21 protein-coding genes are annotated in these 21554 nt (G+C 69.4%); 8 read left to right on the top strand and 13 right to left on the bottom strand.

The window, feature by feature from the left end; translation table 11 throughout:
• Positions 1-276, bottom strand: a 276-nt coding sequence (locus tag E6J58_16930) for a hypothetical protein (GenBank protein ID TMB35308.1), incomplete at its 3' end; no start/stop codon positions are given.
• 18 nt (positions 277-294) lie between these two features.
• Entirely contained in the window at positions 295-3543 is a 3249-nt protein-coding gene (locus E6J58_16925; GenBank protein TMB35307.1) for a PEGA domain-containing protein, read from the bottom strand.
• Positions 3544-3875: 332 nt separating this feature from the next.
• Here E6J58_16925 and E6J58_16920 point away from each other — a divergent pair, with 332 nt between their 5' ends.
• Genes E6J58_16920 through E6J58_16895 form a run of 6 tightly spaced genes read left to right on the top strand, consistent with a single transcriptional unit; the run spans position 3876 to position 8470 of the window.
• Positions 3876-4931, top strand: coding sequence for a GNAT family N-acetyltransferase (locus E6J58_16920; GenBank protein ID TMB35306.1), 1056 nt, complete (start codon positions 3876-3878; stop codon positions 4929-4931).
• On the top strand, positions 4928-5266 hold the full coding sequence (locus E6J58_16915; GenBank protein ID TMB35305.1) for an ATP-dependent Clp protease adaptor ClpS: 339 nt from the start codon (positions 4928-4930) through the stop codon (positions 5264-5266). The genes E6J58_16920 and E6J58_16915 overlap by 4 nt, the downstream gene beginning before the upstream one ends.
• Positions 5263-6417 (top strand): MFS transporter, encoded by a 1155-nt coding sequence (locus tag E6J58_16910; protein ID TMB35304.1) that lies wholly within the window; start codon positions 5263-5265, stop codon positions 6415-6417. Before E6J58_16915 ends, E6J58_16910 begins: the two co-directional genes overlap by 4 nt.
• A 52-nt stretch (positions 6418-6469) precedes the next feature.
• Positions 6470-6685 carry a hypothetical protein gene (locus E6J58_16905; protein TMB35303.1) on the top strand — a complete coding sequence of 72 codons (216 nt, stop codon included), beginning with the start codon at positions 6470-6472 and terminating at the stop codon, positions 6683-6685.
• Positions 6686-6724: 39 nt separating this feature from the next.
• Positions 6725-6940 (top strand): hypothetical protein, encoded by a 216-nt coding sequence (locus tag E6J58_16900; protein ID TMB35302.1) that lies wholly within the window; start codon positions 6725-6727, stop codon positions 6938-6940.
• Positions 6941-8470 carry a hypothetical protein gene (locus E6J58_16895; protein ID TMB35301.1) on the top strand — a complete coding sequence of 510 codons (1530 nt, stop codon included), beginning with the start codon at positions 6941-6943 and terminating at the stop codon, positions 8468-8470.
• Between the two features lie 2 nt (positions 8471-8472).
• Here E6J58_16895 and E6J58_16890 read toward each other — a convergent pair whose 3' ends face one another.
• From E6J58_16890 to E6J58_16850, 9 genes are all read right to left on the bottom strand, one after another.
• A complete protein-coding gene (locus E6J58_16890; GenBank protein ID TMB35300.1) occupies positions 8473-9198 on the bottom strand; it encodes a DUF3014 domain-containing protein in 726 nt (241 codons plus the stop codon).
• A gap of 56 nt (positions 9199-9254) precedes the next feature.
• The gene (locus tag E6J58_16885) at positions 9255-10331 is read right to left on the bottom strand and encodes an NAD(P)/FAD-dependent oxidoreductase (protein TMB35299.1); all 1077 of its coding nucleotides are present in this window, start codon (positions 10329-10331) and stop codon (positions 9255-9257) included.
• On the bottom strand, positions 10331-11965 hold the full coding sequence (locus E6J58_16880) for a fatty acyl-AMP ligase (GenBank protein TMB35298.1): 1635 nt from the start codon (positions 11963-11965) through the stop codon (positions 10331-10333). The genes E6J58_16885 and E6J58_16880 overlap by 1 nt, the downstream gene beginning before the upstream one ends.
• Positions 11959-12207 carry an acyl carrier protein gene (locus E6J58_16875; GenBank protein ID TMB35297.1) on the bottom strand — a complete coding sequence of 83 codons (249 nt, stop codon included), beginning with the start codon at positions 12205-12207 and terminating at the stop codon, positions 11959-11961. Before E6J58_16875 ends, E6J58_16880 begins: the two co-directional genes overlap by 7 nt.
• On the bottom strand, positions 12200-12754 hold the full coding sequence (locus E6J58_16870) for a hypothetical protein (GenBank protein TMB35296.1): 555 nt from the start codon (positions 12752-12754) through the stop codon (positions 12200-12202). The genes E6J58_16875 and E6J58_16870 overlap by 8 nt, the downstream gene beginning before the upstream one ends.
• Positions 12748-13818, bottom strand: coding sequence for a type III polyketide synthase (locus tag E6J58_16865; protein TMB35295.1), 1071 nt, complete (start codon positions 13816-13818; stop codon positions 12748-12750). The genes E6J58_16870 and E6J58_16865 overlap by 7 nt, the downstream gene beginning before the upstream one ends.
• Positions 13819-13887: 69 nt before the next feature.
• Positions 13888-14922, bottom strand: coding sequence for a hypothetical protein (locus E6J58_16860; GenBank protein ID TMB35294.1), 1035 nt, complete (start codon positions 14920-14922; stop codon positions 13888-13890).
• 49 nt (positions 14923-14971) lie between these two features.
• A complete protein-coding gene (locus tag E6J58_16855) occupies positions 14972-15400 on the bottom strand; it encodes a hypothetical protein (GenBank protein TMB35293.1) in 429 nt (142 codons plus the stop codon).
• Between the two features lie 53 nt (positions 15401-15453).
• Complete coding sequence (locus E6J58_16850) at positions 15454-15828, bottom strand: DUF488 family protein (protein ID TMB35292.1); 375 nt, start codon at positions 15826-15828, stop codon at positions 15454-15456.
• 94 nt (positions 15829-15922) lie between these two features.
• On the opposite strand from E6J58_16850, the gene E6J58_16845 reads away from it, so the two are divergent.
• Entirely contained in the window at positions 15923-17857 is a 1935-nt protein-coding gene (locus E6J58_16845; GenBank protein TMB35291.1) for a hypothetical protein, read from the top strand.
• A 4-nt stretch (positions 17858-17861) separates the two neighbouring features.
• On the opposite strand, the gene E6J58_16840 is transcribed toward E6J58_16845, so the two are convergent.
• Complete coding sequence (locus E6J58_16840) at positions 17862-18401, bottom strand: prepilin-type N-terminal cleavage/methylation domain-containing protein (GenBank protein ID TMB35290.1); 540 nt, start codon at positions 18399-18401, stop codon at positions 17862-17864.
• A 59-nt stretch (positions 18402-18460) separates the two neighbouring features.
• A complete protein-coding gene (locus E6J58_16835; protein TMB35289.1) occupies positions 18461-19615 on the bottom strand; it encodes a DNA polymerase IV in 1155 nt (384 codons plus the stop codon).
• A 25-nt stretch (positions 19616-19640) separates the two neighbouring features.
• On the opposite strand from E6J58_16835, the gene E6J58_16830 reads away from it, so the two are divergent.
• Positions 19641-21386, top strand: a complete 1746-nt coding sequence (locus tag E6J58_16830) for a histone deacetylase (GenBank protein TMB35288.1) — start codon at positions 19641-19643, stop codon at positions 21384-21386.
• Positions 21387-21554 lie beyond the last annotated feature (168 nt).

Below are 21554 nucleotides of genomic sequence, written 5' to 3'. Positions count from 1 at the left end.
CATGTCCGCCAGGAACGACGCTTTCGCCGAGCCCGCGTCCACGAGCGTCGTCTCGCTTCCCAGCGGCCGGCTCAGAAACGACCATCCGAACGTCAGCAGCCTGTTCTGCGGATCCGAGGTGCGGCTCGCGTCCAGCTGGACGAATGCACCGGTGTTGACCGTTTGTTCGTCACCCGGGATCACGTCGGGCGGGCTCACACTGCCTCCGCAAGCGGCGAGCGCGAACGTGCCCAGGAGTGGAAACAGCTTGCCGATTGCAGAGGTATGCAGCCGCATGGAATCCCCTCGAGGTGCCTAGAAAGACCTGCTGAAGCCGAGAACTGCTCCGTGCCCGATTCGCCAGACGTGCTCGAACTTGATCGCGTCACCGACGTAATCGAGTTCGATCGCGTACGCGGGGCTGACCCGGAACTGGAGACCGGCCCGGATGGCGAGGGCGGAGACAGGCGACAGGAATGCGTTGGGGCCGCTCGAATCCTTGTTCAGGTTGAACGCGTACGAGCCCACCGCGCGCAGCGCGAACGGCGGCAAAGACCAGGAGGCCCGCAGCCCGGCGCTGGGTCCAAGCAGATCGAACGGAAAGCCCGTGTTCCTGGCAGTCAGGAACTGCAGGCCCCCGAGCGGCGTCAGCTCCAGCCGGCCGTTCGACACCAGCAGCGCGCCGAGGTCGAACCCTGCGGCAGCGGAGAAGTCGAACCGGTTCTCGTCGACCGTCACCCGCGCAGCAGGCGGCCCATCGAAGGGCGCGTACTGTTGGCGGGACGACCGCCAGTCGGCGGTGACCGCCGTGAACCAGTTCTCGTCGAATCGGCGCGTCGCCTCTATGCCGATGCGGCCGAGGAGGGCTGAATCCGTGTACGACTTCTCGCTGCTCCGCTCGCCCCCGAGGATTGCAGCCACCGTCCAGGGCGTCGCAATCCGCGGCTGCGCGACCACTCGCGCTCCAGCACCCGTCAGCGCGGGCGGAAGCATGGAAGCATTACCCGCGGGTCCGCCGCTCTGGAACGCCGCCTCTACCACCGGTCCAGGTCGCGGCTCGACCACCGCCACTCCCATCCCGGCGCTGACCGCCGCGGGAGCCGGATCGTCGATGACGACGGCATGCGGCAGCTCGGGCGCTCCGCTGCGCGCCGGCCCGTTCTCGGCGTTGTCCCAGGCTTCCAGGTAGTAGGCGAAGCCGTCGGTGACGGCGCGCGCGGGAACTTCGATGCCGTACCGATCGCCGCCGACGTTCCCAAGCGCGTGGCATTCGAAGTCGCGCCCATACGCATTGCGCCAGCAGGCCTGTGCGGATGCGACGCCGCTGCGGTCGTCGGAAATGTCCGCCAGCAACTGCAACGGACGTCCCCGCATCGTGCTGCGGACGGGATCGTGGCTGAGCCGCGGCGGGACTGTGTCTTCCGGCGCCTGACCCGCGCTCGGCGCCTCCGACAACGGAGGCGGCGCCGCAGCGGCTGCCGACGGGGCGGACGCGAGCGCGGGCACCAGCTTGCCCTCGCAGGCCTTGAGCTGGATCCGCGCCTCTGCGACGAGCTCCTTCTGGAGCTTTGCTCCCTTCTGCTTTTCCGCGAGCGTGAGGAACTCGCGATAGGTGGAAGCGGCTTCATCGTACCGGCCGAGCTTCCGCCTCATCTGCGCGACGTTGAAGAGCAGGCGCGGATTGGCGCGCTGCTGATACGCGGCGCGATAACCGGAAAGCGCGCACTCGAGATCTCCGCGCACGGAGCAGGCGTGCGCCGCCGCGATCTGTGCGTCGAAGAGCTCGTCGGCCGTGGGGGCGCGTTGCCGCTGCTCGCCGCCGCGGACGGGGGTCAGGACGACGGCGACGCGGAGCTCGAAATCGCGGTCGTTGGGCAGCACCGGGCGAGTGACGCGCGGCACGTACCCCTCGAGCGAGAGCCGGACCTCGTGGGGCCCGGGCGTGGTCCGGATCTTCAGCGGGGTCGCGCCGACGAGCTTCTGATCGAGGAAGATCTGCGCGCCCGACGGGTCCGAAGAGACCGCGATGAGGGGCGGCTCCTGCGAGACCGCTCTCTGCAGGGGAATCCGGACCGAGAGTCCCTGGCCCGCGTCCACCGTCACCTGCTGCGCCACCGTCTTGTAGCCGTCGGCCGCGACCTCCAGCTGGTGCTCTCCCGGTTGGACCTCGGCGGTCAGCGGCGATCGACCGACCTCCTTGCCGTCGACGCGCACCATCGCCGCCGGCTGGGCCTCGACGTGGAGGCGGGCGGGTCCGGCGCGCTGGAGCGCGAACGCCAGATCGGTGTCGCGGTTGGGATAGACCTGCACCGTCCGCTCTTCCTTGACGAATCCGGCGCCGGACACCGCCACCTTGTGAACGCCGGGCCGCGTCTCGGCGGACCAGGGCGTGACCCCGACCCCGCTGCCATCGACGGTGACGTTGGCGCCGGCCGGCATCGAGCTCACCGTCAGTCGCGAGCCGCTGCGATCGGCGAACGGCAGATCGAGGCGCACGGAGAAGTCGCCGTCCTTCGGCATCTCGAAGTCGGTGCTCACTTCGCGGCGGCCTTCGTATTGCAGCACGAGCTGGTGATGCCCCGGCGGCATCGCTGCGATCAGCGGCGTTCGGCCGCGCTCCTTGCCATCGACGAGAACGATCGCTCCTACCGGATCCGACTCGACGGACAGCGCGGGCGCCTTGGGAAGCGGCATGAGCGCGAACGACACGGTGGCGTCGCGCCCCTCGCGCGCGAAGACCTTCCGCTGCTGCCTCAGGTGACCTTCCATCTCGACGGTCACGGTGTGCTCCCCGGTCTGCAAAGCGCCGTGATACGGGGTCCGTCCAACCACCGTGCCGTCGAGGAGCACGTTGGCATCGGGCGGGTCGCTCTGTACGGCGAGAGTCGCGGGGCCGCCGGATTGGCGCGGCAGGTCCACCGCCAGATCCATCCTCCGGCCTTTCACGTCGATCTGCTGCTCCGCGCTGCGGCCGTCGGGACCGGTGATGGAGACGGTGTGGCGTCCGGGCAACAGGCGGACAGTGAGCGGAGTAGTTCCGGAGTCCTTGTCGTCGATGCGGACGGCGGCGCCCGGCTCCGGCGTTCGCACCGTCACCTTGATCGGCTCGGGCGGCGGGTCGAACGCGGCGCAAGCGATCGGCTTTCGCGGCGAGCCGACGCGGCTGGGCGCCCCTTCGTCGTGCTGCGCCTCGATGAAGTACTCGAACGACCCTTCGGACAACATGCTCGAGGGGAGCCGCGCCTCGAAACCACGGCGCGTTCCACGGTCTCGCATCGTGAACGCCTCGTAGCGGGCGTTCCCCGACTTGCGCGCGAACACGAACGGGTGGAAGAGCCGCGACGGATCCTGCACACGGGCGCGGATCACCACCGCCTCTCCGCGCGGCGACTTCTCCACCGGCGTGTGCGTGATCTTGCCGACACGCAGGACCTCGGCGGAGGGTTCCGCGGCCGTCGCTGAGGCCTCCTCATTGACCGCGAGCAGGGTATCGGCGCGCCAGTCGGAGGGCGGACGAGGCTCGGCAGCCGCGGAAGCGGCGAGCAGAACGACCGCGACGATCATCGAACTCCCCCTCAACCGGACGCCGCAGGCCTCGTGGTCCCCCAGCGCGCTGTCGGACGGCCGTGCTCCGGTTGGACGGTGCAGGAGGAGCGCGCCCCCCGGCCGATCGTCCAACGAGCGATCTACTTTGGACTACAGGGTGATGACAAGTGCGCAAGGTTCGCATCCGCCCCTACAGCAGCGCGTCACGATTGCGCCCGCAGCGGACGCACGCTACGGAGGATCGTCATGCGGGCGTTCGATGTACGCGTTTTGACGGCGGTAAACGAAGTCCGTCCCGAGGATTGGGACGGTCTCCTCTCTCCCCGCTCAACACCGTTCATGCGCCATGCATGGCTGCACGCGCTGGAGCGGTCCGCGAGCGTCTCCGCCCGCGCCGGCTGGGATCCACGGCATCTCACTCTCTGGCGAGGATCCCGGCTGATTGCTGCTGCACCGGCTTGGTTGAAGGACGACAGCGACGGCGATTTCTCCCGCGATTGGGACCTCGCTGCCTCGCTGTCCCGGGGAAGGATCGCGTACTACCCGAAGCTGGCGCTCACGGTACCGTTCACGCCGTGTACCGGCGAGCGCATCCTCGTGACGGCCGGAGAGGACCGCGCCGACTGCACGGCGCGCATCATCGATGCCGCGCGGAGACTGTGCGCTGCCGAAGCGTACCCGACCTGGCAGGTCCTGTTCCCCGACGAGGTCGGCGCGCGCGAGCTGGAGCAGGCGGGCATGGCGCTCCGCGTCTCCTGGCAATTCCACTGGCGCAACGAGGGGTATCGCTCGATCGACGACTTTCTCGGGCGCTTCAATTCCAAGCGGCGGCACATGCTGCGCCGCGAGATGGCGGCGCCCGCCGAGCAGGGCATCGCGATCCGTACCATTCGAGGCGAGGAGCTGCGGCGCGATCCCGCGCGCTGGGCAAAGGCGGCGCACTCCACCGCAGCACGGTTGACAAGCTGATGTGGGGGCGGCGCTGGTTGAACGAGAAATTCTATCTGGCGGCATTCGCGGGCATGCCCGACGCCGTCGAGGTGGTGGGGGCATTCCGCGGAGGCGAGCTCATCGCGGGGGCGTTCAACGTCGCCTCGCCGACGCGCCTTTATGGCCGCTACTGGGGCTGCTTCGAGGAGCACCCCTTCCTGCACTTCAACGTCTGCTACTACCACTCCATCGCCGACTGCATCGCACGCAATCTGCAAGTCTTCGAAGGAGGCGCGGGAGGCGAGCACAAGCTCCCGCGCGGGTTCCTGCCCGCGCTGACGTACTCGGCGCACGGCTTCACCGACGCGAAGCTCGATCGCGCCGTCCGCGAGCACCTGGCGCGCGAGACGCCGGCGCGCGCGGCCAGCGTCGAGCGCTCGATGCGCGAGTCGCCTATATTCAAGGCGGCCTCATGAGCCCCTCCCGCAAGCAGCAGGGCGACGTGGGCGTCGCCGAGCCGAAGGCCAAGGCGAAGCCCAAGCTCGACCGGCCGCGCCTCTACAAGGTGCTCCTGCACAACGACGACTACACGCCGATGGAGTTCGTGGTCCTGGTCCTGCGGGAGGTCTTCGCCAAGTCCGATGCCGACGCTACGGCAATCATGCTGCACGCGCACACGCACGGCATGGCGGTGGCCGGCGTCTATACCTTCGAGATCGCCGAGACCAAGGTGCAAGAGACCCTGGCGCTCGCGGAGAAGGCGGCGTTCCCGCTGCTGTGCACGATGGAGCCGGAAGACGCGCCGGGATGATCGGGCGGCTGCGCTGGCTCTACTTCCTTCATTACGCGGGCGTCGGAACCTTCCTTTCCTACTTCGCACCGTACCTGCGCGGGCTGGGGTTCTCCGGCGAGCAGATCGGCGCGGTCACGTTCGCGCAGCAAGCCGTGGCGGCTCCGGCCGCGCTGATCTGGGGTGGAATCGCCGACCGGCTCGGCGCGCCGGCGCGTGCGCTCTCGGTGTGCACCGCCGGCATGCTGTTCGCCATCTGTGGACTGCCGTTCGCGCGCACGCCGGCGCAGGTGGGCGTCGTGCTGGTGCTCTCCGCGATGTTCTCTGGCGCGGTCGTTCCGCTTCTCGATTCCACGACCGTCGAGGCGGTGCGGCGTCTCGAGGGCCACAGCTACGCGCGGACTCGCCTGTGGGGATCGATCGGGTTCGTGGTGACTGCGCAGGGCCTCGGCCTGCTGCTCGCGATGCGCGGCGACCGGCCCGCCGATCGCGCGATGCCGTTCGCATATCTCGCTTGCGTCGGGGGATATGCCCTTCTCGCGCAGACGCTTCCGCCGGTCGAGGCGCATCCGGACCGGCCCCGCTGGCGCGACGCGTCAGTGCTGCTGCGCAATCCGCGGCTGCTGTTCGTGCTGGCGGTATGCGCAATCCATTGGGCGGCGTGTGCTCCGTATCATCTATTGTTCGGGGTGCTGGTGCGGGACCTCGGCCTGTCCTCCAGCGTGACCGGCGCTGGACTGGCGGTCGGCGTGCTCGCCGAGGTGTTCGCGCTGCTCGCCTTTCCGCCGCTTCTCCGCCGCCTGTCGCTGCGCATCCTCTTTGGCGTCGCTTTCGCCGGCACCGCGGTTCGCTGGGCGCTCGTCGCGCATGCCCGGAGCGCCCCCGAACTGGTGGCGCTTCAGCTCCTGCACGCGCTGAGCTTCGGTCTCTTCTGGGGCTGCGCCGTGGAGGCGATGCAACGGATCGTGCCGGCGCGCCTGCGCGCAACGGGGCAAGCGGTCTTCTCCGCCGTCGTCTTCGGCGCCGGCAACGCCGCCGGATACGCGCTCTCGGGCGCAGGCTACGATCGTTTCCACAGCGCCGCCCCGCTCTACACTTACGCAGCCGCGGTGGAGCTGCTGCCGCTGCTTCTCCTGCTCCTCCCCCTTTCTCCCGAGGAATCGAGTGCATAGCTTGCGCGCGAGCGGGGGCACTGCGTCCGCTTTTGGCGCCGGAGGAAAGCGAATGCCGAAATCCTGGAGCAACAAGCGCGAGAGGCAGTACGAGAAGATCAAGAGGTCCGCGAAGGGTCGCGGCCGCAGCACCGGCACCGCGAAGCGGATCGCCGCCGCCACCGTGAACAAGACCCGCCGCCGCAAGGGCGAGACCAAGGGAAGCAGCCGGTCGCGCCGCCGCAGCAGCAGCCGCGGCCGTTCCCGGTCTCGCTCGCGACGCCGGTAGGCGCAGCGTTCACCGCCGGGGCTGTGGTACCACTCCGTCGTGGCCGGTTATTCCGGAACGCCGCTTCCGCAGAAGCTCGGGATCAAGGACGGCTCGCGTGTGCTCCTCGCGGACGCGCCGGAGGGATTCGCTTGCAGCCCGGGCGCCGTGCGCCGTTACGGTCTTTCGCTGGGACTGGTCGACAACAGGGTCTGCGCCATCGACGAGACGTGGTTCGGCCTGCGCTTCGTCGTCCGCCTTTCGGACCGCCGCTGAATGTTCGCCGCCCTGCTGCTCGCGCCGCTGCTGGTGTTCCACGGCAACGTGGCGCTGCTCGAGGACGTCTACCGCAGCGCGCTCGATCTGCCGGCCAACATGACGGCAACGCCGTCGAACGCGCGCCTGGTGGCGACTAAGCTCGCCGGCTTCCTGCACAGGGCTGGATACGCGCTTGCCACCGTGCGCGCTCGTCCGCAGGGAGAACAGATCGTCGTCGACATCGACGAGGGACGGCTCGACAAGGTGATCTTCCTCGGGGGAGGCGCATTCGAGACGCTGCGGCTCCGGCTCGACCTGAACATCGAGCACGACGTCTTCAACCAGCCCGACCTGGAGCGACAGCTCCGCGCGATGGCCAAACGCCTCGGCCTCGGCGAGTTCGCGTACGAGATCGTCCCCGTCCCCAGCGTGAGCGCGCCACGGGTGCAGCTCGACGAGATCGATCCCATCGAGAGGATGTCCTTCGGCCTGGTCCGCCCCGGTCGCCCGTACGAGCTGCACATCCTGGTCCAGCCGGGCAAATTCCGGGCTGGGCTTTCTCCGGAGCTGGAGATCGACTCAGTGGAAGGAGGCGCCATCGGCGCCACCTGGCATTCCGGCCGCCTGCTGCTCCCGGACGATCGCTGGGAGGTGGGCGGGCGGGTCGCCGGCGCCTTGCGCCAGAAGCTCGCCGAGCCAGGTTCGACGTTCACCTTCACGCGGGCGACCGGCGACTTCCGCTACGAGGCGCCTTCGATCACCGGCGTGCTGCGGCCCGCGGTGCGGGCGCGCGCGGAGCTGACGGACCGGCAGCGTCCCGATCTTCGCCTCGAGAGCTTCCTGTTCACGACCCTGGAGGCGGGTGTCCACCTGGTGTTCGCGCCCGTCGCGTACGTCCGCACTTCGCTGGGCGGGGGCGTACAGCGTCGGCTCCTCTTCTCCGTCGAGCCGGTGAGCGGCTCGATGTTCACGTCATCGTATGACATCGCGCACACGCGGCAGTACGCGGAGGCGGCGCTGGAGCTGACGTTCGACCCGGACAACATCCGCCGCGACCGTCACCACCGGTTTGGCATCGATGCGCGCGTGTACGGGCCGCCGCATACGGGAGAGGAGAGCGCGCTCCACGTCGGAGGCTGGTACCAGAAGATGTTTCCCTTCGGCTGGAACGAGCTATGGGTCGAGGTGCACGGCATGTCGCGCACCGGATTCGTCCTCTTTCCCGAGGAAGCGTCGATCGGCGGCGACGTTCTGCGCGGCCCATTCGGGAACGAATACGCGCGCCGGTACGGCGGGCTGCAGCTCGAGTTCCGGTACTCGTTGCTGCGCGACGTGTTCAAGCTCGGCATCTTCCACAACGCCGTGGGCTACGGCGCGATCGACCGCGTCACCAACAAGGACAAGCTCACGGGCGCGAACGCGGTCGGTCTGGGCATCCACGCCTTGATCATCGACGAGTTCCAGCTCGACGCCTGGTTCGGCGTTGGGTGGTCGACGAAGAAGACGTTCGACCAGGGAGCAGCCCTCGCCATCCGGCAGGCCTTCTGAGGCTACCGGACCTTCTGACTGGCGACGCGGAGGTCGAGGGCGGCGGCGAGCTCGCGCGCCTTCCCCTGGATGAGCCGCGTATTCCGCGATCCCATCCTCAGCAGGAGCTTCTCCACCGGCCCCAGCGCTTCCAGCTTGTCGTCGGCGTACGCAAAGTTCGCTCCCTTCGGCACCAGCCGCGGCGGCTTGTCGAACACCGGCGTGTCGATGATGCGCTTCAGCGCCTTCGTCGCTACCTGATCGAAGCTGCGGTCCGGATACCCGAGCTTGTGGTACGCGCTCTCGAGCAGCGGGTGGAGATCCCGCACCACCTGCGCAGCGCCTTTGGCGTCGATGGAAGCGAGCACGTCCGCGATCCGGTCGTACCGCGACGTATCCAGCTTCTCGGACTGGAGCGGCGTCACCTTCACGAAGTCGAGCTGCTTGCGCGGGTTCACGTCCTCGGCCACGTTGTCGACGATCACGACGAAGCGGTCGAGCAGATCGGAGACGCCGAGCCACTGGGCCCACTCCGGCCGCGACGAGAGCGCGCCCAGGTCCTTGCGCACCTGGACGTCGCTCTTCTCCGGCGGCGGAAGCGGGGCGTCGGCTGGCTTTTGCACCGCGGAAGGCGCCTGAGCAACCGGGACGGGAGCCTCCGGCTTCCTCCGCAAGAACCATACGGCGACCGCCGCGACGGCCACCGCGAGCACGGCGATCGGAATCCATAGCGCGCGCTTGTTCTCCATGACCGCCGAACACTCGCATATCCGCGGGCATTTCGGTTCACCATTCGACGCGACGCTCAGCTCATCGCCACCGCGCGGACCAAGGTGGAAAAACCGCCGGGAACCGCACGGAGCGCCCGGAGCGCCGAGCGCCGCAGCCCTGGACGTCGCGAGAGTGCGACGAGCGCCGCTGCCGGAAGCGAGTAAGCCAGCCAACGGACCCGCAGCCGTTCGTCGTAGCGCCGCAGAAAGGGCGAAAGGTCGGCGGACAGATCGTCGGGAAGCGTCTCCATCAGGACAGCGGACGCCGCGAAGGCCAGCGACAGCCCCTGGCCCGTGATCGCGTCGACGTATCCCCCCGCGTCTCCAACCAGCGCCAGGCGCGCCGCCCACCTCGCCCGCGCACGCTGCAGCAGAGGTCCGGCGCCCCGCACCGCGGACTCGAACGGTGCACCCTCGAGCCGGGCGCTGAGCCGAGGAAAGGAAGCCAGCAGATCGGCGAACTCGCCCGGGGCGTCGCGGTCGCGCAGCAGCGCGACGTTGACCGTCCGGGGGCCCACCGGGGTCACATACGCCTCGATACCCGGCGCCCAATGGACTTCGACCAGGTCTGTCCAGGGAGCGAGCGCGAAATGCCGCCGCACGCCGAAGCGCATGGAGCCGGATCCGCAAACACCCTCGAGGCCCGCGGCGCGGCGCAGCGGTGAGTGAAGGCCGTCGGCGGCGATCACGAGGCGGGCTTCGATGTGTCCGGCGTCGGTTTCGACGTCGACGACGTCGCCGCGGGCACGTGCGGAGACGACGGAGCGCCGCCACACCTCCGCTCCGGCGGCGTCGGCAGCTTTGCGCAATGCTTCCACCAGGGCCGTGCGGCGGATCCCCACCCCCGGGCGCCCGCGGAAGCGCGCCTCGAGGATCGTGCCGTCCTCCTGCAAGTACCGGATGCCGCGGAACGGCGCGCATCGATCGTCGGGCACTCGCACGCCGAGCCGGTCCAGCTCCCCCGCCCCGCGGGGCATCAAACCCTCGCCGCAGGCCTTGTCGGGGATTCCTTCACTCCGCTCGAGCACGAGGGTGCGAAATCCGCGGCGGGCCGACTGGATCGCCGCGGCGAGCCCCGCCGGGCCTCCGCCGGCGATCACCACGTCGTGCATCAGCGGCGGATCCTCGCCAGGAGCGAGCGTGCCGCTTCGCGGGCGACATGAAGGACGGTGACCGGGTCGGGCGGCCGCAGCTCGCCGGACTGGAGCTGTCGGAGCGCTTCGCGGCGGCGCAGCTTGCCGCTCGAGGTGCGCGGCAAGGTCCCGGGCGGCAGAAGATGGACCTGCTCCGGCCTGATCCCTGTCCGCTCGGTCACGCGGGAACGGATCTGCTCGGGATCGGCGGTGCCGTCCGCCTCCACGAGCAACGCCAGCACCTCTCCTTCGGCCGTCGGGATACCGACGGCGGCAGCGCAGCCGGGGCGCACTCCCGCAACCGCGTCCAGCGCTTCCTCGAACTCCTGCGGCGCATGGTTCGCGCCACGGAGGATGACGATCTCCTTGTCCCGCCCGGAGACGAACAGCTCTTCGCCGTCGATGAAGCCGAGGTCGCCGGTATCGAGCCATCCTTCGCGCAGCGCCATCTCCGTCGCCGTGCGATTTCCGAAGTACTCGCGCATCACCGAGGGTCCGCGAACGAAGATGCGCCCCTCTCGCACGTCGACGTCCACGCCCGGGAGCGGCGCTCCTACGGACGCGACCTCGCGCGCGCCCGCTGCAACCGCGCGTGGACCTCTCCCCGCCGGCGTGAACGTGACCGCCAGCGACGCTTCCGAGAGTCCGTAGACGGGCATCAGGGCGCGCGAGTCGAAACCGTGAGGTCGGAAGCGGTCCGAAAAGCGGCGCAGCACCGCCGGCGCAACCGGTTCGGCGCCGTTCAGGGCAAAGCGCCAGGAAGACAGATCGACGCCCTCCAGCTCCGCATCGCGGATCCGGCGCACGCAGAGGCCGTAGGCGAAATTCGGGGCCACGGAGATCGTCGCTCGCTTGCGCGAAATGGCGCGCAGCCAGATTGCGGGGCGCGCGAGGAACGCCTCCGGCGGAATCAACGTCAACGGTCCCGGCCGATACAGCGCGAGCAGCAGACAGCCGATGAGCCCCATGTCGTGGTAGAGCGGCAACCATGAGACGCCGGCTTGCGCATCGTCCGCCGGGACGATGGTCTCGATGGCCGCCACGTTGGCGAGCACGTTCTGGTGCGTCAGCGCAACCGGCTTCGGATCCACGGTCGTCCCACTGGAGAACTGGATCAGGAGCAGGTCGGCCGGATCGGCATCGGCGGTGAACGGCGCACCGGAGCCCAGCCGGCGAAGCCCCAGCGCGGGACGCGCCTCTGCGACGGAGACGCCGAGCAGCCGCGAAATGCGCGCGTCGCTGAGCACTAGGCGCGCGCCGCAGATCCGCAGCATGCGCGCGGTGCGCCGGTGGAACTCGTCCATGCGCCCGAGGCGAACGGGAGGATAGAGCGGCACGGGCACCGCGCCCGCCAGCACCGAGCCGAAGAACGCGTCCATGAATTCAGGGCCGGTGGGAAGGACGATGGCGACGCGGTCGCCACGTTCGATGCCCAGGTCGCGCAGCGCTCCCGCCGCGCGCCGCGCACGCTCGTACATTTCCGCGAACGACAGCCGGGTTTCGCGCTCCTGGGCATCGAGGAACGAAAGGCCCCAGCGCGAGCGCGCCGCTGACTCGAGCGCGGCGTGTACCGTGCCATGCCGCACCGGAGCCGCGGGACCGCCGCTCAGCACGCGCGGGCCTCCTCCCGCCGCCGGAGCACCAGCGCCGCCAGATCGGCGACGGTGCGGACCGCGGCGGCGTCCTCTTCCTTGAGCGCGACCCGGAACCGGTCCTCGAGACCGACCACCAGCGTGAGCAGGCCGACAGAGTCGAGCTGCAGATCGACGACGAGATCGTCGGACGGTCTCGGCTCCCGCGAAAGGCCGAGCTCCTCGCGCAGCACGCGGGCGATCTCGCCCAGCACCTCATCCATGCGGAACGAACCTCGGCACGCCCGAGAACTCGCGCTCCCACGAAGGCCCGAGCGCTTGCTCCTCGATGCGCACCCGCACGCGCAACAGCGCCAGGTTGACGAGCGAGAACGCGAGGGCGCAGAGGAAGGCGCCGTGGGCAAGCGGGACGCAGAGCATCTCGACGGCGACGGCCAGGTAGTTCGGGTGGCGCAGGAACCGGTAAGGGCCTCTGCGCACGGGAGGTTCGCCGGGGACGACGATCACGCGCACGTTCCAGCGCCAGCCCAGGCTGCGGATCGCCCACCAGCGAAGGATCTGCGCGCAGACCGCCGCGGCGGCGCAGGCCCAGCCCAGGGCACCGGGAAACGGCCGGCGGAGCAGCAGCACTTCCGCCGCGCAGGCAGGAAGGAACAGCGCGTGCACCGCGGCCATCCAGCGGAAATGCGCGGCGCCGCTCTCGACGCCCGAGCGCGAGAGAGCAATGCGCGCATTGCGGCGCGAAAGCACGAGCTCCGCGACGCGCTCTGCACCGAACAGCGCCAGGAAGACGAGGTAAGCCGTCACCATTCGAGCAGCACCATCTCCGAGCAGAAGCCGGGGCCCATGGCGAGGAGAAGCCCGCGGTCGCCAGGGCGCGCCTCGCCCGAGCCGAGCAGATCGGAGAGCACGAAGAGAACGGAAGCCGAGGAGAGGTTCCCGACGCTCTGCAGGGAGTCCCAGCTCCGCTGCATGGCAGGGCGGGAAAGCTCCAGCGCGTCCTCGACCGCCTCCAGCACCCTGGGACCGCCGGTGTGGCAGATGAAATGAGCAATGTCAGAGCGCCGCAGGCCTTGCGCCCCGAGGAAGCCGTCGACGTCGGAGCGCAGCTTCTCCCGGACCAGCTGCGGGACGCCGGGCGAGAGCACCACCTTGAATCCGGAGTCCACAACGTCCCAGCCCATCACCCGCTCGGTGCCCGGATAGAAGACCGAGCGGGTGGCGGCGACGCGCGGCCCCTGGTTGCGAGCGCCCCCGTCGACGACCGCCGCGGCAGCACCATCGCCGAAGAGGCCGCTGGCGACGATGTTCTGGATCGAGAGGTCGTCGCGCTGCAGCGTGAGCGAGCACAGCTCCACCGCGAGGAGCACGGCAACCTCGTTGCGGGCGCCCCGGAGCACGTCCGCAACGCGCGCCAGCCCCGCGGCGCCGGCGACGCAGCCGAGGCCGAAGATGGGGATCCGTTTCAGGTCTGCCCGCAAGCCGAGCCGCTCCACCAGGCGCGCATCGATGGAGGGGGTCGCGATACCGGTCACGGTGACGAAGTAGAGATGGTCGACCTGGGCGGGCGCGACGTCGGCGGCGAGGAGCGCGCTCCGGATCGCGTCAGCCCCCACGTCGACTGCTACGCGTGTCCATGCCGCGTTGCGCGCGGTGAAGCTCTCGAGGCGGCGATACTCCTCGAGGGGCAATGCCAGGTGCCTACCCCCCACCCGGACGGCGCGGTGCAGCTGTTCGAGGCGGTCGACGTTGAAGTGCTTCTCGCCCCACAGCGTGCGGAAGGCGGCCAGCAGCGTCTCCTGATCGACGAAGTGCGGCGGCAACGCCTGCGCCACGGAGAGGATGCGCGCGCCGGCGGCGCTAGCTCGCCCCACCGCGTCGAAAGTCGGATCACGCACGGCGCGTACTCGCGCACAAGGCCACCGACGTCGCAAGCCTGCGCGTCAGCGAACGCCGACTCGCACACCCGGCAAGAAAGCTGCGAAACCGGCCCCGAATGCCAGTGAAGGCGTCCACGCTCCCGGATGGATGCCGGAACCGAGGACGCGTTTCGCGCACTCCAGCGCCGCCGTCGCGGTGAAGGTGTACCCCTCGGGGATCGACATCGTCATCTCGACCGAACGGGACCCGTCGCTGGCGGATCCCCAGAACTGCGCGCCTCCCCGTGCGCGTTCTTCCGCACCGGGACCCTTCACGTTCCGCTCGATGCGCGACTTGAGAAAGAGCTGCACTGGAGCAAGGCCGAGGAGCGGAGCGGTGAACCGCGTCAGGCGGGCGGCGCGGATCGCCGACGGCTTCGCGGCGACGAAGACGGTGATGTCGGGGATCTTCGTGCTTCGCCATGCAGTGGCCAGGTCGCCCCAGGGGATCGACATGGCCGTGCGCCGCTTGTCGGCGAAGGGGATCTCGCGCACCTCGAACGCCGGAGCGACGCGCACGAGCTTGCCGCCGCGACGAACCAGGCCGCCCCGCGGGACCGCCTCGATCGACGTCTTCAGCGTGCCCGGGCTGGCGCGTCCCAGCGAGGCGAAGGCGAGCTCGAGCGTCGTCGCCGAGGGCAGGCGCTGCTTGAGGGAGGCAGCGAGACAGTCGCTCGGGACCACGTCGAACCCGGTCCCGGGCAACAGCACGACGTCGCGCTCCCGTGCTTCCGCGTCCCGAGCGAAGACCGATTCGAAGACCTCGACCTCGCCGGTGATGTCGAGATAATGCGCGCGCGCAGCGAGGCAGGCGTCCACCATCGGGCGGCTGGTCGCGGAGAACGGTCCGGCGCAGTGGAGGACGAGCTGGACGTCGCGCAGGTCGGGACGATCGAGCGCGAACGCCCGCCAGGGCAATCCGAGTTTTTCGGCGAGCGCGCGGACCTTCGCGGCGTTGCGACCGGCGAGGATGGGCTTTTCGCCGCGGGCGTTGGCAAGCTCGGCGATCAGTTGTCCCGTGTAGCCGTTCGCGCCGTAGATCATCCAGGCCATAGGCACGGGCACTCCAAAACATAGGCGCACACCCACACCTTCGGTGCGGGAGCGCCTACAGCATTTGCTTTCCGGCCTTCGTATTCACGACCGCGCGGAGCGCGGCCAGATCGCGCTCCTCGGGGTGCCATTCGGCCAGGTGCGAGAGGCGCCGGCTCGCAAAGCGGTGACCGGCGGCCACGACCGAAGATCCCGAATGGACGTGCTGGGTCTCCGTACGGGCGAGCTTCGCGGTCTCGTGCCGGTGATGCGGATCGACGCGGCCTTCGTCGTTGACGCGGATTTTCGAGAACCACACCCGCGCCACGTGCGCGGGTTTGCGGTCGTGAAGCTCCAGCGACATGCCGATGCAGCGCACGAATCCGTCGCCGTCATGCCGGAGCGCGCGCTCGCCCACCAGGAACCGCTGCATCGAAGGGTTCGGGATCCGGCGGATCTCGCCGGGCGCCGTGCGCTGGAAGAACCACAGCGTCCTTCGCGACATGATCCTCCGTAACACGCGAGCCCGCCTCGCTCGCGAAAACCATCAAAGCCTGTTCAGCGACCGACAGCGTTCTCGATCAACTCGCGGAGGAGGGACCGGTGGCACGTTTCGTCGTTCACGCAGGAATTGGAGCAGAGCAGGGTGATCGTCTCACCGGCGCGCACCCGCGCTGCCAGCTCCTCGATGCGCCCGCGCTGTCCCGCGATCTCGCCGAGAAAGCGTTCCCGATACTCCTCCCAGGAGATCGGAGGCCCGTTCTTCCCGTAAGCGTCGGCATGTAGCGCGCGGCTCGGCCCGAGATCCGGATCCCACTCGTCCCACGTCTCCTCCGCCTTCCGCACCCCCCGCGGACGATACCGGCACACCAAGAGACGCAGGCTGTCGCCCGGCAGCTTGCGGTCGTTCCAGCGGCGGGTCCGAATCGGCATCGGCGGTGTTGTACCGCCGCCCGCTTCGAGTTGCCGCAGCGAATGAAAATTCTCATCCGACCAACGGTAGGGTAGGGTTTACGAGAGGAGAAACGTGACCGCGCGCCTGCTCGTCGTCGCCGATCCGAAGATGCTTCCTGCGCTCGCCGGCGGGCTTCGCGAGGCTGGCAAGTTCGAGGTCGTGGCGGTTTCCCTGGCGGACGCCGCAGCGGCGCAGGCTGCTGCGGCCAACGCCGATGCCATCGCCGTCTTCTACGGCGGTCCGGGTGCGCCGCTCCCGGCGGCGCTGCAGGTCCTCGCGCCCAAGGTCCGCGACCGCGGGGCCCGCGTCATTGCGGTCCTGCAGCGCGAGCAGGCCGCGCAACGCGATGAATGCTTTCGCGCCGGCGCCAGCGACCTGCTGTTCATGCCGATCCCGAAGGACCAGTTCGTCGCGCGCCTCGCCGCGGCCGTCTTCCTGGCGTTTCCAGCGGAGCCAGGTGCAACGGCGGCAGTGGCCGTCGCGACGCGCAGCTCCTCCTCCCGCATCGACAACGCCAAAGTGTCGCCCATTGGCGTCGAAGCCGCGGGGCAGCTCCCGTTCAAGAGCGGCGATACGGTCCGCCTTTCCTGGGATTCCTTCCAGATCTGGGGCGTCGTCGTCCGCCGGGGGCCGACGGCGCAGATCCGCTTCGCCGGACTCGCACCCGACGAAGAAGGGCGCATCCACGAATGGATCAGGTCCAGCGCGAGGCAGCCGGTGGCCGCGCAGCCCGCGGCACCCGTCCGTTCCTCCCCGCCCCATCCGACGCCGCCGGCGGCGTCCGGACGCGCGGCGCCGGTGGCGGGGCGGCCCCCGGGATTCAGCGATCGGAAACCGGCGGGTCCCCAGACACGTTCAGCATCGGCCGGCGCGGATGTCGCAGTTGGGTCGGTCCCCGCGGCGCCACGCGTGGTGCCGTCGTCACTTCCGTCTGCTGGGCCGGCCCCTGTACCGAAACCCAAGAACGGCGCGGGCGCCTTGTCCGGGCTTTTCGAGGGCGACGGCGCAGCTCCCGGTCCGACCGTGCCGCAACGGCCCGCGCCGCAACCGCCTGCGCTGAAGGGCCCTCGCTGGCCCGTCCCGGCCGCAGTCGCCGTCTGCAAGGAGGCGGCGATGGATCTTCTCAAGGGCGGGGACGTCGGTCCCGCGATTCCGCGCAATGTGGTGGCGTCCGCGCGGAAGATCGCCGCCTTGCTCAGCGTGGGCGAGAGGGTGTCGATCGAGAATGCGGGACCGGAATCGCATTTCGTCGAAACGCTGGCGGTGAGGATGGCTTTGGAGGTGGCGACCGCCGAGGGCACGCGGCTGGCCTCCGCGAACGTTGCTCCCAACGTCGACGGCGAGGCTCTCGCGGCGCTCACCAAGCTCGTCGACGAGGCTGCCGCGCGGCTGCAGAAGGAAGCGAACGCCGCCATCGGCAAGGGCGAGGTCGAAAACCTTCAGATCGTCACCGCGGCCAGCGCAGCGCTCAGCCGCGACCTGCTCAACTTGAAGGAGACCGCCGACCGCCTGCGTGGCGTCGGAGCGGCGCCGCGGCTTGGAACTGGCGCGCTGGATCCCGAGGTCGTGTTGCCGGGTCAGCAGCCCCGGCCGAGGCCGCCTGCGGCCCAGCAGGCGCAGCCCGCGATCAAGACCGAGTTGCGCGATTTCCGTGGCCTGGAGGAGAAGCGCGGCCGGGCGAAGCCGTTCTTCGCCGTCCTCCTGCTCGTTTCCAGCATCGTGGCCGTCGCGTACGGGTTCTACTTCGGCACGCCGCACCAGGTCACTCTCGCCGCCGACTCCGCGGGCCCCGGCGTGCAGCGCATCGACCTCAAGGGCGAGGCAGCGCTGGTCACGGTCACGCAGCAATGGCTTGCAACACGCCAGGCGAACATGCCGAGGCTCATACAGGTCCTTCGCCAGCACCAGGTGAAGAAAGGCATCCTCAGGATGCAGAACGGGACGGCTGCAGGAATCCTGGACGTCGCAACCGGCAAGACCTCGGGAATGCCCGCGGCACCGCAGTGATCAATCAGAAGTCGGGCAGCTCGACCACTTCGTACGTGCCGTTGCCGTGTAGCAGCTCGGTATAGAGGTAGTTGCCGGACATTCCCCCGATGCAGGGGATCGTGTCCGGGCCGAAGCCGGGGAACGAGCCGCAGGCCTGCATCGTCACATCGTGCACCCTGCCGTCGTCGGTCGCGGAACCGATCGTGTACCAATAGCGCAGGCGGATCGGGCCCTCCGGCGGGAAGGGCAGGTCGACCCAGCCCGCCGCATTCGTTACCCAGGCCGAAGGCTGACCGGGCAGTACCGCCGCCGAGGGGTTCACCGCGCTGGTAGTGCCCGGAGCGAGGGTCTGCGGAGTCGAGAACGTGCCCTGGTTGTCGTGCGTCGTCTTGAAGTAGAGACGGAACTTGCTCATCACCGTAGGCACTTCGGAGCGATGGCCGCGGGCCGTAATCCGCTGGTATCCCGGAATGGCGATGCTCGAGAGGATGCCGATGAGCCCGACGACGATCATCAGCTCGACCATCGTGAATCCGCGATGCGGGCGAACATTCCGTTCCATGCCAGGATTGTGTGCCGCGGATCGCAGGGGGCGCAACATCCCTGTCCACCTACCCGCGCCTACTTCTTTCGCGTGGGGAGGAGATCGGCCGGGACGATCGCGCCGGCGCCGAATTTTTCCTCGATGGCATCGAGGGAACGGTTGAGCCGTTCGCGCTTCTTCCGATCGGCGTCGAAGAGACCGAGCTGCGGCGCGGCTGTGCTCAAGTCTGCGGCGTGGACGCCGGTGAGGCGCACCGGGTGCGCATCCACCTTACCGAGGAGGTGCACGGCCACGCGGAAGATTTCCGCGGAATCGTCGGTCGGAAGGGCCAGCGTCTCCTGGCGCGTCACCACGTGGAAGTCGGCGTACTTGATCTTGAGGTGCACCGACCGGGCGCGGATTCCGGCCCTGCGCAGCCGGGCACCCACCCGCAGCGCCTGCTCGTGGATGAAGGGAAGCAGGTCGTCGCCCTCGAGATCGTCGTCGAACGTCTCCTCGGCGCCGATGCTCTTCGCCTCGGCGTCCGGCTCCACCGCGCGCGCATCGATGCCGTTGGCGAGATCGTGCAGCCAGGGGCCCATCGAGCCGAGCTGCGCCTCCAGGTATGCCGCGTCGGCGGCGGCCACGTCGCCGATCCTGCGCAGCCCCATCCGCTGCAGCTGCTCGTCCGTGCGCGGCCCGACTCCCCACAGGCGGGAGGCGGGAAGGGGCGCGAGAAACTCCCGAACCTGCCCGACGGGAACCTCCAACAGGCCGTCCGGCTTGCAGAGGTCGGAAGCGATCTTGGCCGCGAACTTCACCTCGGCGATTCCGACGCTGGCCGTGAGGCTGGTGCGCTCGCGGATGCGCGACTTGATCGCCTCTGCCTGCTGCCGCGGCAATCCGAGCAGCGCCTGCGACCGGGTCACGTCGAGGAACGCCTCGTCCAGCGACAGCCCTTCCACCTCCGGCGTGAAGGAGTGGAACACCTCGAAGACCTGGTCGCTGACGGTCGAGTATTTGGAGAAGTCCGGCGGAACGACGATCAGCTGCGGGCAGAGGCGCAGCGCCCGCGCCATCGGCATCGCCGAGCGCACGCCGAAGGGACGCGCTTCATAGCTTGCCGCGCAGACCACGCCGCGGCGGGAGGCGCCTCCGACCGCCACGGGCTTGCCACGCAGCCGCGGGTCGTCGCGCTGCTCGACCGACGCGTAGAACGCGTCCATGTCGACGTGCAGGATGGCCCGCTGCATCGGCGCCGCATAGTATGCCCGCCGGATGCTGGCGAGCATGGAAAACCGTGTGCGCCGCTGGCTCTACGGCCGCGACCTCGCCGTCTGGTACGCCCCCGAGTATCGGTGGCCGCTCAGCGCGCTCGAGGCACGTACCGGCTTCCAGGCGCGGCGCGCGGACTTCGCCCTCTGGTTCCTGCTCGAGCGGCGGGCCCTCCGGCGGAGCAATCTTCGCCTCCCGCGGCGCGCCGGCTACGACGAGCTGGCGCGGGTGCATACTCCGGAGCTGCTCGATTCGCTGGGGCGGGCGGAGACCCTGGCGCAGATCTTCGGGATCGATCCCAGCGACGTGCCCGTCGACGAGATGATGAACACGGTGCGCCTCGTCTGCGGGGCGGTCATCGACGCCGCGCGGGAAATGGTCTTCCAACCGAATCCGCGCAGGGTGGGACGGCGCGCCCTCAATCTCCTGGGCGGATTCCACCACGCCGCGCCGGACGTCGCGGGAGGTTTCTGCCCCGTCAACGACGTGGCAGTGGCCATCGCCGCGGTGCGCGCCGACGGATTTCGCGGCCGCGTGCTCGTCCTCGATCTCGACGCTCATCCACCGGACGGGATTGCGGCGTGTTTGGCGCGGGATCCGGCAGCCTTCCTCGGATCGATCTCCGGATCCGACTGGGGCCGCGTCGAGGGCGCCGACGAGACGGTTCTACCCGAGCGCACCGGCGACGCCGCTTATCTTTCGGCGCTGGAGGCGCTGCTCCAACGCCTGCCCGAGGCCGAGTTGGCCTTCGTGCTCGCCGGCGGTGACGTGCTTGCGGGAGACCCCATCGGGCGGCTCGGTCTTTCGCTCGATGGATGCCGCGAGCGCGATCTCCGCGTCGCCGATGCGCTCTCCCGCATTCCCTCCGTCTGGCTTCCCGGAGGCGGTTACTCGCCCGATGCCTGGCGGGTCCTCGCCGGCACCGGCCTTGCGCTCGGAATCCGCAGTCGCGCGCCCATTCCCCGCGACTACGATCCGCTGGTCGCGCGGTTCTCGGCGATTGCGCGCAGCCTCGCTCCGGAGGATCTGGGGGAGCCGGCGGCCGGGATGGACGACATTGCGGAGGACCTCGGCATCGCCACGCCCAGGCGCCGCCTGCTCCTCGGGTTCTACACCGCGGAGGGCCTGGAGCACGCGCTCCACCGTTACGGCATCCTCGGCGCTCTGCGCCGGATGGGTTACGGTCCGTTCCGCGTCGAGGTGCACGACGAAGGCGTGGGTCAGAGCGCGAGGCTCATCGACGTTCCCAGCGGACAGGCCTTGATCGAGGCCGTCTTCGAACGTCGCGAGATCGCAGGTGCGCGCATGCTGTACGTGCACTGGATCGCACTGCGCAATCCGCGCGCACGATTCTCGGCGGAGCGCCCACAGCTTCCGGGTCAGGAGGTTCCTGGCCTGGGCCTCTCGCGCGAAGTGCTGGAGCTGATCTCCAGGATGGCCGCGCGGCTCGGTCTGGAGGGGCTCGCCTTCCGTCCGGCCGCGTATCACCTCGCGTTTCGAGGGCGCGAGTTCCTGCGCTTCGTCGATCCGGCCCGGCAAGGGCGCTTCGAGGCGCTGGTCGATCTGTTGAAGGAGGTGTCCCTGGCCGAAGCGACGCGGGCCGTCGCCGAGGGTCGCATCCGCTTGAACGGCGAGCCGTATGTCTGGGAGACCGACGAGATGGTGAAGTGGCTGGAGCCGCGGCCCGACGATCGAGCAGCGATCGACGCCGCAAAAGCCGGCTGCCGCTTCACCCTCGCTAGGGGGTAGCGGTCGTGCGGCGTCCGCGGAAGAAGCCGAGGATGAAGAGGATGAGCCCTGCGATCAGGGCGACATGGATGAGACCGGTCGTGACCTTGAAGGCGACACCGATCACCCAGACGACGATCAGCAGCGCGCCGAGGAACCAGAGCATGCTTGGACACCTCCAGCACGGAA

Source organism: Deltaproteobacteria bacterium, from assembly GCA_005879535.1.
Classification (GTDB): domain Bacteria; phylum Myxococcota; class Myxococcia; order Myxococcales; family 40CM-4-68-19; genus 40CM-4-68-19.
The sequence above is the reverse complement of the archived record's forward strand: the minus strand, read 5'-3'. Positions and strand labels throughout refer to the sequence as shown.